Raw genomic sequence first — 16,233 nt, 5'->3', positions numbered from 1 at the left:
ACGTCTTCAGCCGTTAACGCAAAAACAAATAGGTGGTGACAGTCTTGCACTGTCACTTTTACCTTAGCTTGACGCCTAACGTAAATAGAAGACATCAAAATAAGGGGCTGAGCTTAATGGTTGTGCAACAAATACAAACGCAATTGACTCAGTTACTCAGTGAATTCGAAGAGCAGGTAGTACTGCGACCAAAGACTATTTTTGTCGTAGGCTGCTCTACGTCTGAAGTGATTGGTCAGAAAATTGGCACAGCAGGTGCACTTGAAACAGCAGAAGCAATTTTTGCGCCATTGCAGGCATTTGCAAAGAAACATCAATTATTTTTAGCATTCCAAGGCTGTGAGCATATAAATCGAGCTATTACGATGGAAGCTTCAGTTGCAGAACAGTTGGGCTATGAACCTGTGGCTGTTATTCCTGTTCGCACTGCGGGTGGATCGATGTCAGCGTATGCTTATACAAAATTGGAAAGCCCGGTAGTTGTAGAGGCAATACGTGCACATGCAGGTATTGATATAGGCCAAACGTTAATTGGCATGCATTTAAAAGAAGTAGCTGTTCCAGTTCGTACCTCAGTGCGATCAGTAGGAGAAGCGGTTGTCACAGTAGCAACAACACGTCCAAAACTAATTGGTGGCGAACGTGCTGTATATAAATAACACTACTTCTGTTGTCAGAGGTACATGTAAATAACGATTATACTTAGGAGGCTTTTTCAAACATGGCATACGAAAAATTAGCAGTACAAGACAAAGCAGTATTAGATGGGATTTTAGCTGAGAAAAAACGTCAACAAGCGAATATCGAGTTAATTGCATCTGAAAACTTTGTATCTGAAGCAGTAATGGAAGCACAAGGTTCAGTTCTTACTAACAAATATGCTGAAGGTTATCCTGGAAAACGTTACTATGGTGGCTGTGAACACGTAGACGTAGTAGAAGATATTGCACGTGATCGTGTGAAAGAACTTTTCGGTGCAGAATATGCTAACGTACAACCGCACTCTGGTGCACAAGCAAACATGGCTGTATACCATACAATTTTACAACCAGGTGACACAGTTCTAGGAATGAACCTTTCACATGGTGGTCACTTAACACATGGTTCTCCTGTAAACTTCTCAGGTATCCTTTATAATTTCGTAGAGTATGGTGTAACAGAAGATACACATGTAATCGACTATGAAGACGTTCGTCAAAAAGCGTTAGCACACAAACCAAAACTAATTGTAGCTGGTGCATCTGCATACCCACGTGAAATCGACTTCTCAAAATTCCGTGAAATCGCAGACGAAGTAGGAGCTTACTTTATGGTGGATATGGCGCACATCGCTGGGCTAGTAGCTGCTGGAGAGCACCAATCACCAGTTCCTTACGCTGATTTTGTTACATCTACAACACATAAAACATTACGTGGACCACGTGGTGGTTTAATTCTTGCGTCAAAAGAATGGGAGCAAAAATTAAATAAATCTGTCTTCCCAGGTATCCAAGGTGGACCATTAATGCATGTTATCGCTGCAAAAGCTGTAGCATTTGGCGAAGCTTTACAACCTGATTTCAAAGACTACGCAAAACAAATTAAAGCAAATGCACGTGCTTTAGCAGAAGTGTTAATCGAAGAGGGTGTAGAAATCGTATCTAACGGTACGGATAATCACTTATTACTTTTAAACGTAAAATCTCTTGGCTTAACTGGTAAAGTAGCAGAGCACGCGCTTGATGAAGTAGGAATTACAACTAACAAAAATACAATTCCTTACGATACAGAATCTCCATTTGTTACTTCTGGTATTCGTATTGGTACACCTGCAGTTACATCACGTGGCTTTAAAGAAGAAGACATGAAAGAAGTAGGCGCTATTATCGCAGCTGTACTTAAAAACCCAGAAGATGAAGCGGTAAAAGCAGATGCAAAAGATCGTGTTAAAGTTTTAACTGATAAACATCCATTATACGCATAATCAGTATTGTTTAATTATAGGCTGTGTCTTAAGTGTGTTGTTCACTTTAGGCACAGCCTTTAGTTTTTAATTTTGTTTTAGCCCAATTTTTGGTTCACTACTATAGAAAGCTATGAAATGAAGCCGAAAGAAGATTTTCGAGCAAGCACGAAAAAATACGGAAGTGTAATTGATAGATTAAACTGCAAAACTATATTTTTTGCTTATATAAAAATAAATTAATCTTATTTTTGGATTTTTTTACATAAATATAGGATAAAAGGTTATATTATATTGAATAAGGACAATTAATGTCCCAAAGAAAAATTGTTTTTTTGTAAAAGTGACAATTTATTGAATTTTTTATGTACAATATAAAGGGGTAGAATTGATGGATATAGACGGGAGGGGTTGGATGGTTACTAAATCTATGGACGTACAAAAAAATATTTTATTAACTACAATTCGTAACTTAGGTGAACAATCTAAAGAAAGCTATGTTATTTTGGATGCTAAAACTAATTTCATAGTGGAATGTAATAATTCTTTTTGCACGCTTACAAATGCAATACGTTCACAGATTTTAGAAACAGATTATTTTGCGATGCTTTCAAGTGAGTTACCGACGACAATGCTTGAAAAAATAAAAGAGAACATACATAGTGGAGCAATGGTGACAGAAAAGTTGCACCATCATCGCTTCGAACAGCCACCATTTTGGGCAGAAATGCAAACCCTTCCTTTTCAAAATAATGATAATGAAACATTATTTGTGTTAATAATCGTGAAGGATATTACGTATTATCATACTGAAGATTTTATAGCGGAATTAGAGAAAACCGTTTATGAGGCAATTGAAAAGGACTATCCATTTTATAAAAAAATGGACACTATTTGTAGCAAAATAGATCAATTTTTCATGCCATATGTGTTTAGCTCGGTTCTTATCAAAATAGATTCAAATTATTTGCAAGTTTTTACTTCTAATAGTGCTCACCAACATGTACCTCAGCTTTTCGAGATGAATGACTTCTATAGAAAGGTGATGCAACAGGAAACACCGATAATAGCAAATAAACTAGAAGAGGTTGCTATTCCAATAGAATTTAAAAACTTTGCTAGTCTAACAAATAATCACTCGGGATGGTTTGTACCTATTCGCAATCAAAAGCAACAAGCGATCGGACTTTTTGCAATTTTTTCTCAATATCCGGGTGAAAGTGTGTTTTTTAACAATGTGTTTCAAAAAATTGGAGCGCTCGTTGCATTAGCGTATTCGTATGCGAAAACACAGAAAAAAATATGGGATTTAGCTTATAAAGATATTACGACTGGCTTGCCAAATCGACATAGCTTTTTAAATAAGATAGAAAAGGAAGAACAACGAGGGCGAATAGGTTTTATTAAAATCATAAAACCAAGTGAATTCCATCAAGTCGTTGAATTATATGGCCGAGAAGCGGGGGATGAATTATTAAGACAAATTGCTAGACGTCTTCAAGAACATAAGAAGGATTTGAATGAGTATATTGCTAGATTCACAAGTTCTAGTCTTATTATTTCACAAGTGACACCTAATGAAGACTTAAACGATTATGAGGTTCGCATAAAAGAATTAACACGCCAGCCGTTTATTATAAATGGTAAGCATATTTATATTACTTTAAAAACTGGCATATCTTCCTTTGATAAAGATATTAAAATTGCAGATGCAATCAGATTTGCAGATAATGCTTTATCTTATGCTGCCAACAAACCAGGAACGCATATGGAGATATTTACGAAGGAACGCAATGATTTACTAGAGCAACAGATGACTGTTTTAAATCATTTATCACAAGCGCTTAAAAATAAAGAGATTTCTGTAAATCTACAACCAAAAGTAGATTTACGAACAGGCGAAATTCAAAGTATTGAAGCGCTAGCTCGTTGGCATTCACCGGTTCTTGGCTTTGTATCACCAGCTATGTTTATACCAGTTGCCGAAAATGCAGGGAAGGTTCGTGAAATCGACATACAAATTTTAGAAATTGTTCTCGCTTGGCTAGCGGAGCGTCAACAATTGGGGAAGAAGTTAGTAGAGGTTGCGGTTAATATATCGCCTGATCACTTTTACTATCCTCATTTTGTTAAGGATATCCGGCAATTAGTTGAAAAATATATGATTAATCCAAGTAATATTATTTTAGAGGTAACAGAAAATATTGGCTTAGTTGATTTTCAAACTGCATTCGCCATTATTCAAGAATTAAAGAGCTATGGCTTTAAAACATCGGTGGATGATTTTGGAACAGGTTTTTCTTCACTTAGTTATTTACAAAGATTACCGTTCACTGAGTTGAAAATTGATCGTAGCTTTATAAATGATATAAATGATGCAGCAACATTAGCAATTGTCCGATCAATCATTCAGCTTGCATTAAATTTAGGTATGACATCTGTTGCAGAGGGAATCGAAAATGAGGAACAGGTAGAGATATTACGTGCGCTTGGTTGTAAAGTCGGACAAGGTTACTTCTATTATAAACCGATGGCGATTGAGCAACTAGATTCTATACTTGACGTATAATTTGCTTCTACATGTAGCAAACACTCTGGAAAAGGGGATATCTCGAATTTATTTTTGAGACAACTCCTGTTTTCTGTTATACTAGTTGAGATAAAAATGAAATCCGAACGGTTAGGAGAGAACCCCTTTGAGCAAAGTATACGTATTTGATCATCCACTAATCCAACACAAGTTAACTTATATTCGTGATAAAAATACAGGAACTAAAGAATTTCGTGAGCTAGTTGATGAGGTCGCAACATTAATGGCATTCGAAATTACGCGAGAAATGCCTGTAGAAGAAATTGAAATTGAAACACCAGTAACAATCGCGAAAACAAAAGTTCTTTCTGGGAAAAAACTTGCAATTGTACCGATTTTACGTGCAGGCATCGGCATGGTTGACGGCGTATTAAAACTAATTCCAGCTGCGAAAGTTGGTCATATTGGTCTTTATCGTGACCCTGAAACATTAAAACCTGTTGAGTACTATGCAAAACTTCCAGCAGATGTGGAAGAACGCGATTTCATTATTGTAGACCCAATGCTTGCTACGGGTGGTTCAGCAGTGGAAGCTATCAATTCACTGAAAAAACGCGGTGCGAAAAGCATTAAATTTATGTGTTTAATTGCTGCGCCAGAGGGTGTAAAAGTAATTCAAGATGAACATCCAGATGTGGACATCTATATTGCTGCACTTGACGAAAAGTTAAATGACCATGGTTACATTGTTCCAGGTCTAGGTGATGCTGGAGACCGTTTATTCGGTACGAAATAAAAAGTGGAGTTATTGCTTAAAGAGCAATAACGTTTTTCCTATAGCAACTTTATAGCATTTGAAAGCGTCCTTCATTATTGAAGGACGTTTCATAGTATGTTTAGGCAATTAAGTCTCTCTTCTTAGTAATGAATGTGGACCATTGCACTTGATATACAATACAACCAAAGGACGGTGCAAATCGTTTTGACGAAAAAATGGAAAGTGATGACGATTTTCGGTACGAGACCAGAGGCGATAAAAATGGCCCCGCTTGTATTGGAATTGCAAAAACATCCCGAGCAAGTGGAATCAATTGTGACTGTAACAGCACAACATCGCCAAATGCTTGACCAAGTATTAGAAACATTTAAAATTACACCAGACTACGATTTAAATATAATGAAGGATCGTCAAACTCTAATTGATGTGACAACCAATGCATTACAAGGTTTAGATAAAGTCATGAAAGAAGCGCAACCTGATATTGTCTTAGTGCATGGTGATACTGCTACAACATTCATTGCAAGCTTAGCAGCGTTTTATAATCAAATTGCCATTGGTCATGTTGAAGCAGGTCTTCGAACATGGAATAAGTATTCACCTTACCCAGAGGAAATGAATCGTCAGCTGACAGGTGTCATGGCTGATTTGCACTTTGCCCCAACAGAAGTATCAAAGAAAAATCTTTTAGATGAAAATAAAAACGCAGATACTATTTTTGTCACAGGCAATACGGCTATTGATGCATTAGCTACAACGGTGAGTGAGCATTATACACATCCTGTGTTAGAAAAAATAGCAAACGATCGAATGATATTATTAACAGCACATCGTCGTGAAAATCTAGGCGAGCCAATGCGTCATATGTTCCGAGCAATTACTCGACTGTTAGCGGAGCACGAAGATGTTCAAGTTGTCTATCCTGTGCATATGAACCCGGCTGTGCGAGAAATTGCCAATGAAATATTAGGCGATAATGATCGCGTGCATTTAATTGAACCTCTTGAAGTTTTTGATTTCCATAACTTCGCTGCGAATTCGTACATGATCTTAACTGACTCTGGTGGTGTTCAAGAAGAAGCGCCATCATTAGGAAAGCCAGTTCTTGTGCTTCGTGATACGACAGAGCGTCCGGAAGGAATTGCTGCTGGAACTTTGAAACTAGCAGGAACAGAAGAGGAAACAATTTATTCTCTTGCAAAAGAATTGCTAGAGGATAAAGAGGCGTATGAAGCAATGGCAAAAGCCTCAAATCCTTATGGAGATGGTCATGCTTCACAGCGTATCGTAGAAGCTCTCTTGAATTTTTTACAAAAAAGCAAGTAATACACCATTTTTAATTTTAAAAATAAGCAAAAAGAACTAAAATTTAATGTGTAGCTAATTTACGAGCAAATTTCTGTCGTAAATTAGCTTTTTTTTGCATTATTCCAAAAAAAAAATTGTAATCTATGAAAGTTCATACACAAATTTGTCAACAATTTGACAAGAGTATAGTAGCTGTGAAGTTTTTCTCCTTTACTAATTGACTTCAAATATCACCTATTGTATGCTTACAAAGGGTAAGAATGATAAGGGTTTCTAATCGTTGATAGACGTTGAAACACTTGTTATATCAAGTTTCTACTAAATTGACAGTTCAAACCATCACTGTCGATTTGCAACGTTTTGTGCGTTTCGGTTTAACACCGAATCAGTAAGGGGTGTAAGGCATTATTAGGAATTTACACCTGTAATTTCATTCAAATGACTCTCCCATTACTATTCCGCTGTGAGTAGTGTTTTTCACTGCTCTTTTCTGATTTCACAAAGTGGTAAGCAAACGTTTTCTTTACTCGAAAAAATGATTCAGGAGACTACAAACCAATGCTAGATTTGCATCACATTTTTGCTGTGCAGAAGAGAGCGTTATTTTTTTTGCTCGCACTTTGCGCATTAGGCTGGGGCTTTACGTCCTTTCAAACAGTTTTTGCGGGCATCGCAATCGGTGCATTTTTTGGTACGTATAATTTTTGGATTTTAGTTCGCCGTATGGAGAAGTTTGATCGTTCCATTAGTGAAGGGAAGAAAATAGGTTCACTTGGTACAGCACTGCGTTTTGGATCAGGTGTAGCGGCAGTCGCTATAGCCATTTCGTTGCCAAACTATTTTCACTTGATTAGCACGGTCATAGGGCTAATGATTCCGTACGTAGTTCTCTTTGTCGAGAGAATTGTATCTCATGTAAGGAACCACTAATTGTGCTTTATTAGAAAGAGAGGTGAAAAATAACAATGAATCATGAAGCTCCGTTAGTAACCATAGGTTTTTTAACATTTAACTTATCTACAGTTATGATGTTACTAGTTGCAGCAATAGTCGTATTTTTAATCGCTGTTATCTCTACTAGAAACTTAAAGTTAAAACCGACTGGTATGCAAAACTTTATGGAATGGATTATGGATTTCGTAAAGAATATCATCAAAAGCAACATGGACTGGAAAACTGGTGGACGATTCCACATTCTAGGTATCACACTTATTATGTTTATCGCAGTATCTAACTTATTAGGTCTTCCATTCTCTATCGTCTATGACCATCAACTTTGGTGGAAATCGCCAACAGCTGACCCAACGGTTACAATGACTCTTGCAACAATGATTTTAGTATTATCTCAATACTATGGTATCAAAATGAAGGGTACAGGCCATTATGTTGGTACATTCTTCAAACCAATGTCATTTATGTTCCCGCTAAAAATTATTGAAGAGTTTGCGAACACTTTAACATTAGGTCTGCGTCTTTACGGTAACATTTATGCAGGTGAAATTTTACTTGCATTAATCGCAGGTTTAGCAATATCAGGTCCGATCGGGTTCGTAGGTGCAATTGTTCCTATGATGGCATGGCAAGGTTTCTCTATTTTCATCGGCTTTATCCAAGCCTTTATCTTCACAATGTTAACAATGGTTTACATGGCTCATAAAGTGAGCGATGACCATTAATATAAAGCATAAATTTTATGCTTGAACCAAAAAAACAAACAATTCCAAGGAGGAAATTTTAAAATGACAGGTTCATTAGGTTTATTAGCAGCAGCAATCGCAATCGGTTTAGGTGCACTTGGTGCAGGTATTGGTAACGGTCTTATCGTATCAAAAACAGTTGAAGGTATCGCTCGCCAACCAGAAGCTCGTGGCGTTCTTCAAACTACTATGTTCATCGGGGTTGCATTAGTTGAAGCATTACCGATCATCGCAGTAGTAGTAGCATTCATCGTAATGAACAAATAATTCAGTTGTATACTGAATTTTACTAGTGGCGAAGCAGGATTCACCAGATGAAACTTCGCCCTTCATTTTGGAACAGATAAAAGCTATGTGCAAATATAGCTTTTTAAAATAGGTAAGTTTTTAAGTATTACAAACTAATATGTTGAAGTTAAAGCTCTTGAAGGGAGTGAAACAATCGTGTTTTTAGACAATCTTGTACTAGGTGCAGGTGGAGGATTCAATGGTGGAGATGTCATCTCAACATTAGTCATCTTCTTAGTATTAATGCTTCTACTTAAAAAGTTCGCTTGGGGTCCATTAATGGGCATTATGCAACAACGTGAAGAATTAGTAGCTAGCGAGATCGAAGCAGCTGAAAAAGCTCGCAAAGATTCGCACAAATTTTTAGAAGAACAAAAAAGTCTTCTTAAAGAAGCTCGTACGGAAGCACAATCGATTGTTGAGGGTGCTAAGAAGCAAGGCGAAATGCAAAAAGAAGAAATTCTTACAGCAGCTCGCAATGAAGCTAACCGCTTAAAAGAATCGGCTTTACGTGAAATCGAGTCTGAAAAAGAAAAGGCTATCGCAGCTGTACGTGATGAAGTCGTTTCATTATCTGTACTTGCAGCATCTAAAGTCCTTAGCAAAGAGATTTCTGAGGCAGACAACCGTGCTCTAATTGAAGAGACGATTGCGAAGGCAGGGGAAGCTCAATGAGTAATTCAACTGTAGCAAAGCGTTACGCTCAAGCTCTATTTGAAATTGCGCAACAAAAAAATATTCTTGCAGAAGTTGGGGCAGACTTAAACGAGTTAACAAAAGTTGTTACAGAATCTCCAGATTTTTTAACACTTTTAAACGCGCCTAAGTTCTCTATTGAACGCAAGAAGCAAATGGTAGCTGAAATCTTTGCAAGTGCAACGCCAGAAGTTTTACACACAGTTCAACTACTTGTTGAGAAGAAACGTGTAAACGAAGTGAAGCTAATTGCTAATGCATATGCTGAGCTTGCTGCACAGGCACAAGGTTCTGCAGATGCAACTGTATTCTCAACTCGTGAACTTTCTGCTGAAGAAAGCGCTAAAATTTCTGCAGCATTCAGTAAACTTGTTGGGAAACAATCGTTAAACATTACAAACGAAATCGATCCTTCATTATTAGGTGGTATTCGTGTTCAAATCGGTAACCATATTTATGATAGCTCAGTAGTGAACAAGCTTGAGCGTCTAAAACGTGAATTAATCGGTTAATAATTTAGAAATGTGAGAGGTGACATACATGGGCATCAAGGCTGAAGAAATCAGCAGTCTGATTAAACAACAGATTGAGAATTATGAATCTGAACTTAAAGTAAGCGAAGTTGGTACAGTTATCCGTATTGGTGACGGTATCGCTCTTGCTCATGGCCTCGACAACGCCATGGCTGGAGAGCTTCTAGAGTTCTCTAACGGTGTTATGGGTATGGCTCAAAACCTAGAAGAAGGTAACGTTGGTATCGTTATTTTAGGTCCATACACAGACATCAAAGAAGGCGATGAAGTTCGTCGTACAGGTCGTATTATGGAAGTACCAGTTGGTGAAGAACTAATTGGCCGTGTTGTAAACCCACTAGGTCAACCAGTGGATGGACAAGGTCCAATCAACACAACTAAATCTCGTCCAATCGAAAGCCCAGCTTTCGGTGTAATGGCTCGTAAATCAGTACACGAACCACTACAAACTGGTATTAAAGCGATTGACGCACTTGTACCAATCGGTCGTGGTCAACGTGAATTAATCATTGGTGACCGCCAAGTTGGTAAAACATCTGTAGCAATCGATACAATCCTTAACCAAAATGACCAAAACATGATCTGTATCTATGTTGCAATTGGTCAAAAAGAATCTACTGTACGTGGTGTAGTAGAAACTTTCCGTAAACATGGCGCTTTAGATTACACAATCGTTGTGACAGCTTCAGCTTCTCAACCAGCTCCATTATTATTCTTAGCACCATTCGCTGGTGTATCTATGGCAGAGGAATTCATGTTACAAGGTAAACACGTATTAATCGTGTATGATGATCTTTCTAAACAAGCATCAGCTTACCGTGAACTTTCACTTCTTCTTCGCCGTCCTCCAGGTCGTGAAGCATACCCTGGTGACGTTTTCTACTTACACAGCCGCTTATTAGAACGTGCTGCGAAGTTAAATGAAACATATCAAAATGGTTCAATCACAGCTCTTCCATTCGTTGAGACACAAGCTGGGGATATCTCTGCATACATCCCAACTAACGTTATCTCAATCACTGATGGACAAATTTTCTTACAATCTGACTTATTCAACTCAGGTGTACGTCCAGCGATTAACGCCGGTCTTTCTGTATCACGTGTAGGTGGATCTGCTCAAATTAAAGCGATGAAAAAAGTTGCGGGTACACTACGTCTTGACTTAGCTGCATTCCGTGAGCTTGAATCTTTCGCTCAATTCGGTTCAGATTTAGATAAAATCACACTTGCTAAACTTGAGCGTGGTAAACGTACGGTTGAAGTTCTTAAACAAGACCTAAACAAACCACTTAAAGTTGAAAAACAAGTTGCGATCCTTTATGCATTAACTAAAGGTCATTTAGATGATATTCCAGTTCAAGATATCGTTCGTTTTGAATCTGAATTCTTAAGCTGGTTAGATACAAACCACACAAACGTTTTAGATCATGTTCGTACTACTAAAGAACTTGCTCCTGACGCGGAATACGTAGCAGCTTTAACTGCATTCAAAAAAACTTTCGCTAAATCAGAATAAGCAAGAAAAATAGTCGCTTGATTAAAAAACAAAAGGTGGTGAAATACCAGTGGTAAACTTACGCGAAATAAAAGGTCGTATTAATTCAACAAAGAGTACGAAACAAATTACGAAAGCGATGCAGATGGTTTCTTCTTCAAAGTTACGTCGTGCAGAGCAAAACGCTAAAGCTTACGTTCCTTACATGGAAAAAATTCAGGACGTAGTAGGCGCTATCGCTTCAGGTACAAAAGACAGTGGACATCCAATGTTAACTGCACGTCCTGTTAAGAAAACAGCTTACTTAGTCATTGGTTCTGACCGTGGTCTTGCAGGTGCTTACAACTCAAGTATCCTTCGTCAAGTGCAACGTACAATCAACGAGCGTCATAAATCAAAAGACGAATACGTGATTTTAGCAGTAGGTCGTGTTGTTCGTGATTACTTTGTGAAACGTGATCATAATGTTATTAGCAGTGTAGTTGCTCTTCCTGACCAACCAACATTCGCTGATATTAAAGAAATCGCTCGTAATGCTGTTGGTATGTTCATTGACGGTACGTATGATGAACTTTATATGTACTACAATCACTTTGTTAGCGCTATCGCTAACGAAGTGACAGAGAAAAAACTTCTTCCATTAACTGATATTGCAACTGTAAGCAGTAAAGCTTCTTATGAATTCGAACCATCTGGTGAAGCAATTCTTGAAGTATTACTTCCACAATATGCGGAAAGCCTAGTTTACGGCGCATTATTAGACGGAAAAGCAAGTGAACATGCTTCTCGTATGACTGCTATGAAAAATGCAACTGATAACGCATCTGATCTTATCGGAGATCTTTCATTGCAATATAACCGTGCACGTCAAGCAGCAATTACACAAGAAATTACAGAAATCGTTGGTGGGGCTGCAGCCTTAGAATAGGCTTCAGCTCACCAATGTCGTATAAGAATACGATAGGAGGGTACACAGTAATGAATAAAGGACATGTTATTCAAGTAATGGGTCCGGTTGTTGACGTAAAATTCGACAATGGCCAATTACCAGCAATCTATAACTCATTAACAGTTAAGATTGAACGTCCTAATGAAGAACCAACAACTCTTGCATTAGAAGTTGCACTTCATTTAGGTGATGATTCTGTTCGTACAATTGCAATGTCATCTACTGATGGCTTACAACGTGGAGCAGAAGTAACAGACTCAGGAAAAGCTATCTCAGTACCAGTTGGTGAAGTGACTCTTGGTCGTGTATTCAACGTATTAGGAGAAGTAATCGACTTAGGTGAAGAAATTCCAGCTGATGCTCGTCGTGATTCAATTCACCGCGAAGCACCAACTTTCGATGAGCTTTCAACTTCAGTTGAAATCCTTGAAACAGGTATCAAAGTAGTAGACTTATTAGCACCATATATCAAAGGTGGTAAAATCGGTCTATTCGGTGGTGCCGGTGTAGGTAAAACTGTATTAATCCAAGAATTAATCAATAACATTGCACAAGAGCACTCAGGTATCTCTGTATTCGCTGGTGTAGGTGAGCGTACTCGTGAAGGGAACGACTTATTCTTCGAGATGAGCGATTCAGGCGTTATCAAGCAAACAGCGATGGTATTCGGTCAAATGAACGAGCCACCAGGTGCACGTATGCGTGTAGCTTTAACTGGTCTTACAATGGCAGAATACTTCCGTGATGAGCAAGGTGCAGACGTACTTTTATTCATCGACAATATCTTCCGTTTCACACAAGCAGGTTCTGAGGTTTCTGCCCTATTAGGTCGTATGCCTTCTGCGGTAGGTTACCAACCAACACTTGCAACTGAAATGGGTAAATTACAAGAACGTATCACATCTACTAACAAAGGATCTGTAACTTCTATTCAAGCGATCTATGTACCAGCCGATGACTATACTGACCCGGCTCCAGCTACAACTTTCGCCCACTTAGATGCAACTACTAACCTTGAGCGTAAATTATCTGAAATGGGTATCTACCCTGCGGTTGACCCATTAGCTTCGACTTCTCGTGCATTATCACCAGAAATCGTAGGCGCTGAGCACTACGCAGTAGCAACTGGCGTACAACGTACAATCCAACGTTACCGTGAATTACAAGATATCATTGCTATCTTAGGTATGGATGAGTTATCTGATGAAGATAAACAAACAGTTGAACGTGCTCGTCGTATTCAATTCTTCTTATCTCAAAACTTCCACGTTGCGGAACAATTCACTGGTCAAAAAGGTTCTTACGTTCCTGTTAAAGAAACGGTTCGTTCATTCAAGGAAATCCTTGATGGTAAACACGATCACCTACCAGAAGATGCTTTCCGTTTAGTTGGATCTATTGAAGAAGTAGTTGAAAAAGCGAAAAGCATGGGCGTAGAGGTTTAATACTAGGGACGAGGAGGAAAAAATATGAAGACAGTTACAGTCAATATTGTCACTCCCGACGGCCCAGTATACGATTCTGAAGTATCAATGGTAATCGCGAAAACAACTTCAGGTGAGATCGGTGTTCTTGCTGGCCATATTCCAATGGTTGCTCCACTTGCAATTGGTGCAGTGAAGCTGAAAAAAGAAGACGGTTCAACAGAAGTTGTAGCTGTAAGCGGTGGTTTCATTGAAGTTCGTCCAGAAAAGATCTCAATTTTAGCACCTTCTGCTGAAATTGCTGAAAACATCGATGTTCAACGTGCTAAAGAAGCCGTTAAACGCGCTGAAGGACGAATTCAAAGCAAACAAGATAACATTGATTTCAAACGTGCTGACCTAGCATTAAAACGTGCGTTGAATCGTATCAACGTTCATGAGGGTAATATCTAATTCAATTTTTAACGGGCAGATTCAATATCTGCCCGTTTTTTAAATGGAGGAACACGATGTGGAAATTTATGAAGCAGTAGGGCAAGAAGCTTTAATGGGGATTCTATCGCATCTATTTTTTATTGCTATCACATTTTACGCTTTGCAGGCCTTCATGCTAGAAAAACTATTTAAGAAAAATAAAGTTTTTCAAATACAGTTGATTTATATTTTGCTAAGCATTGCGATAGGCACAGCAGTTTCTAATTTCTTTCTTCAAATTTCAGGATGGTCTGGAAAACTTCCGTACTTATTTTAAATTTAGCGAAGTTAACATAATATGTAGACGGAAGCATAATTTTATAGGTACATATTTCGAAGGGCTCCATAAGATAACTTATGTGGTCCTTTGAAATATGTACAAAAGAGGTTTAACAATCCATATAAACGGATATATTTTAGTCACGAACTTTCGTTATGTATAAGAGAATTACATTTTTTTCCGTGTTATTGGTCATTCACAAAAAAAAAAATAATGCGTACAATAAATAAATAGCAAAATATCAATAAATGCATTAAAATAGTGATTTGGACGCTTGAACGAGCGTGTGAAAAGTTGTACTATAAAGTTGTTTGTTTACTGATTATGACATTATACATCTTTTTTTAAAATAAATTTTCGATAGGTTAAGAGATTGAATTCGGAGGGACGTAGGGTGGATAAAATTATAGTGACTGGCGGCCAAAAGCTACAGGGAAAAGTTCGTGTAGAGGGCGCAAAAAATGCAGTGTTACCAATCCTGGCAGCAGCTTTACTTGCTTCAAAAGGAGAAAATGTAATTAAAGAAGTCCCTAACTTAGCAGATGTTTATACCATAAATGAAGTACTTAAAAGTCTAAACGCTGATGTTACATATATACCAGAAGACAATATAGTATATATAGACGCAACAAAGGATCTTTCAAGTGAAGCTCAATTTGAATTTGTGAGTAAAATGCGTGCATCTATTTTAGTGATGGGTTCTTTACTTGCTCGAAATGGCTTTGCACGTGTAGCTTTACCTGGTGGTTGTGCAATCGGTTCACGACCAATAGAATTACATTTAAAAGGCTTTGAGGCAATGGGCGCAAAAATTTCATTTGGGCACGGATATGTGGAAGCGAAGGTAGAGGGTCGTTTACAAGGTGCGAATGTGTATTTGGATTTCCCAAGTGTTGGAGCTACAGAAAATATTATGACGGCTGCATCTTTAGCAAAAGGAACGACTGTCATTGAAAATGCAGCAAAAGAACCAGAAATTGTAGATCTTGCTAACTTCATTAATAGTATGGGTGGGCGTGTTATCGGTGCAGGTACGAATACGATTCGTATAGAAGGCGTTGACACATTATATGGAATAGAACATCATATTATTCCAGACCGTATTGAGGCAGGTACATTTATGGTAGCCGCAGCGATAACAAAAGGTGATGTAACGATAGAAAACGCTGTGCCAGAGCATATGACGGCTTTAATAGCTAAAATGCGAGAAATGGGCGTTGAAATTACAGAGCTAGATGAAGGTATACGCGTACATGTACCGCAAACATTAAAAGCCGTGGATATTAAAACAATGCCGCATCCAGGATTCCCAACGGATATGCAATCACAAATGATGGCCTTAATGTTAACTGCTGAAGGTACGAGTATTATTACTGAAACTGTTTTTGAAAACCGTTTTATGCACGTAGAAGAGTTTCGTCGCATGAATGCAGGAGCAAAAATTGAAGGCCGCTCTGTCTTTATCGAAGGGCCAGTAGACCTACAGGGAGCTGAGGTTATGGCAACAGATTTACGAGCTGCCGCTGCACTAATTTTAGCTGGTCTTGTGTCAGAGGGTATTACGAGAGTTACAAAGCTTCACCATTTAGATCGTGGTTATGTAGACTTTCATGGGAAATTAGCGTCACTTGGCGCTAATATTGAACGTGTAACAACGATGGAAGTTGTACAAAAGGAAAAAGCTTCATTGGAATTACCAACAAACTAATGATATTGAAATCTCTTTGCTTATAATAAGCAAAGAGATTTTTTGTTGTTAAATCAAAATCTACTCTTCAAAACAAGATAATAAGTCTTTTACGTTTAGTAGAACGCTCATATATTAAAGAGTTCTCGCAT

16 protein-coding genes are annotated in these 16,233 nt (G+C 38.0%); all 16 read left to right on the top strand.

Translation table 11 applies throughout. From position 1 onward, the window contains the following. Nucleotides 1-116 precede the first annotated feature (116 nt). The 16 genes from ACIQXW_RS12910 (at nucleotide 117) to murA (ending at nucleotide 16,102) form a co-directional block, all read left to right on the top strand. Nucleotides 117-659, top strand: a complete 543-nt coding sequence (locus tag ACIQXW_RS12910; protein ID WP_340820985.1) for a TIGR01440 family protein — start codon at nucleotides 117-119, stop codon at nucleotides 657-659. A 62-nt stretch (nucleotides 660-721) separates the two neighbouring features. Then, nucleotides 722-1,963: a serine hydroxymethyltransferase gene (gene glyA, locus ACIQXW_RS12905; protein WP_401010746.1), complete on the top strand. Its 1,242-nt coding sequence runs from the start codon at nucleotides 722-724 to the stop codon at nucleotides 1,961-1,963. A 394-nt stretch (nucleotides 1,964-2,357) separates the two neighbouring features. Further along, nucleotides 2,358-4,511 carry an EAL domain-containing protein gene (locus ACIQXW_RS12900; RefSeq protein WP_402762751.1) on the top strand — a complete coding sequence of 718 codons (2,154 nt, stop codon included), beginning with the start codon at nucleotides 2,358-2,360 and terminating at the stop codon, nucleotides 4,509-4,511. A gap of 127 nt (nucleotides 4,512-4,638) precedes the next feature. After that, nucleotides 4,639-5,268 carry a uracil phosphoribosyltransferase gene (gene upp / locus ACIQXW_RS12895; protein ID WP_173478609.1) on the top strand — a complete coding sequence of 210 codons (630 nt, stop codon included), beginning with the start codon at nucleotides 4,639-4,641 and terminating at the stop codon, nucleotides 5,266-5,268. Between the two features lie 186 nt (nucleotides 5,269-5,454). Further along, nucleotides 5,455-6,576, top strand: coding sequence for a non-hydrolyzing UDP-N-acetylglucosamine 2-epimerase (gene wecB, locus ACIQXW_RS12890; RefSeq protein ID WP_340820982.1), 1,122 nt, complete (start codon nucleotides 5,455-5,457; stop codon nucleotides 6,574-6,576). A gap of 540 nt (nucleotides 6,577-7,116) precedes the next feature. After that, complete coding sequence (locus ACIQXW_RS12885; protein WP_139860289.1) at nucleotides 7,117-7,488, top strand: ATP synthase subunit I; 372 nt, start codon at nucleotides 7,117-7,119, stop codon at nucleotides 7,486-7,488. 35 nt (nucleotides 7,489-7,523) lie between these two features. Then, nucleotides 7,524-8,234, top strand: a complete 711-nt coding sequence (gene atpB, locus ACIQXW_RS12880; protein ID WP_402762746.1) for a F0F1 ATP synthase subunit A — start codon at nucleotides 7,524-7,526, stop codon at nucleotides 8,232-8,234. Between the two features lie 63 nt (nucleotides 8,235-8,297). Next, a complete protein-coding gene (atpE, locus tag ACIQXW_RS12875; RefSeq protein WP_004269474.1) occupies nucleotides 8,298-8,522 on the top strand; it encodes a F0F1 ATP synthase subunit C in 225 nt (74 codons plus the stop codon). Nucleotides 8,523-8,699: 177 nt separating this feature from the next. Beyond that, nucleotides 8,700-9,218, top strand: a complete 519-nt coding sequence (atpF, locus tag ACIQXW_RS12870; RefSeq protein ID WP_340820980.1) for a F0F1 ATP synthase subunit B — start codon at nucleotides 8,700-8,702, stop codon at nucleotides 9,216-9,218. Continuing rightward, on the top strand, nucleotides 9,215-9,751 hold the full coding sequence (locus ACIQXW_RS12865; protein ID WP_340820979.1) for a F0F1 ATP synthase subunit delta: 537 nt from the start codon (nucleotides 9,215-9,217) through the stop codon (nucleotides 9,749-9,751). Before atpF ends, ACIQXW_RS12865 begins: the two co-directional genes overlap by 4 nt. Before the next feature lie 28 nt (nucleotides 9,752-9,779). Then, the gene (gene atpA / locus ACIQXW_RS12860; protein ID WP_173478606.1) at nucleotides 9,780-11,288 is read left to right on the top strand and encodes a F0F1 ATP synthase subunit alpha; all 1,509 of its coding nucleotides are present in this window, start codon (nucleotides 9,780-9,782) and stop codon (nucleotides 11,286-11,288) included. Nucleotides 11,289-11,337: 49 nt separating this feature from the next. Further along, nucleotides 11,338-12,195, top strand: coding sequence for an ATP synthase F1 subunit gamma (gene atpG, locus ACIQXW_RS12855; protein WP_340820977.1), 858 nt, complete (start codon nucleotides 11,338-11,340; stop codon nucleotides 12,193-12,195). A gap of 50 nt (nucleotides 12,196-12,245) precedes the next feature. Further along, nucleotides 12,246-13,661 carry a F0F1 ATP synthase subunit beta gene (atpD, locus tag ACIQXW_RS12850; RefSeq protein WP_173478604.1) on the top strand — a complete coding sequence of 472 codons (1,416 nt, stop codon included), beginning with the start codon at nucleotides 12,246-12,248 and terminating at the stop codon, nucleotides 13,659-13,661. Between the two features lie 24 nt (nucleotides 13,662-13,685). Next, nucleotides 13,686-14,093, top strand: coding sequence for a F0F1 ATP synthase subunit epsilon (locus ACIQXW_RS12845; RefSeq protein ID WP_340820975.1), 408 nt, complete (start codon nucleotides 13,686-13,688; stop codon nucleotides 14,091-14,093). A 58-nt stretch (nucleotides 14,094-14,151) separates the two neighbouring features. Next, entirely contained in the window at nucleotides 14,152-14,391 is a 240-nt protein-coding gene (locus ACIQXW_RS12840) for a DUF1146 family protein (protein ID WP_340820974.1), read from the top strand. Between the two features lie 397 nt (nucleotides 14,392-14,788). Continuing rightward, the gene (gene murA, locus ACIQXW_RS12835; protein WP_340820973.1) at nucleotides 14,789-16,102 is read left to right on the top strand and encodes a UDP-N-acetylglucosamine 1-carboxyvinyltransferase; all 1,314 of its coding nucleotides are present in this window, start codon (nucleotides 14,789-14,791) and stop codon (nucleotides 16,100-16,102) included. Nucleotides 16,103-16,233: the final 131 nt, after the last annotated feature.

This window comes from Lysinibacillus sp. NPDC097162 (assembly GCF_044762185.1).
Lineage (GTDB): Bacteria > Bacillota > Bacilli > Bacillales_A > Planococcaceae > Lysinibacillus.
This window is presented reverse-complemented; position numbering and strand designations above follow the sequence as displayed.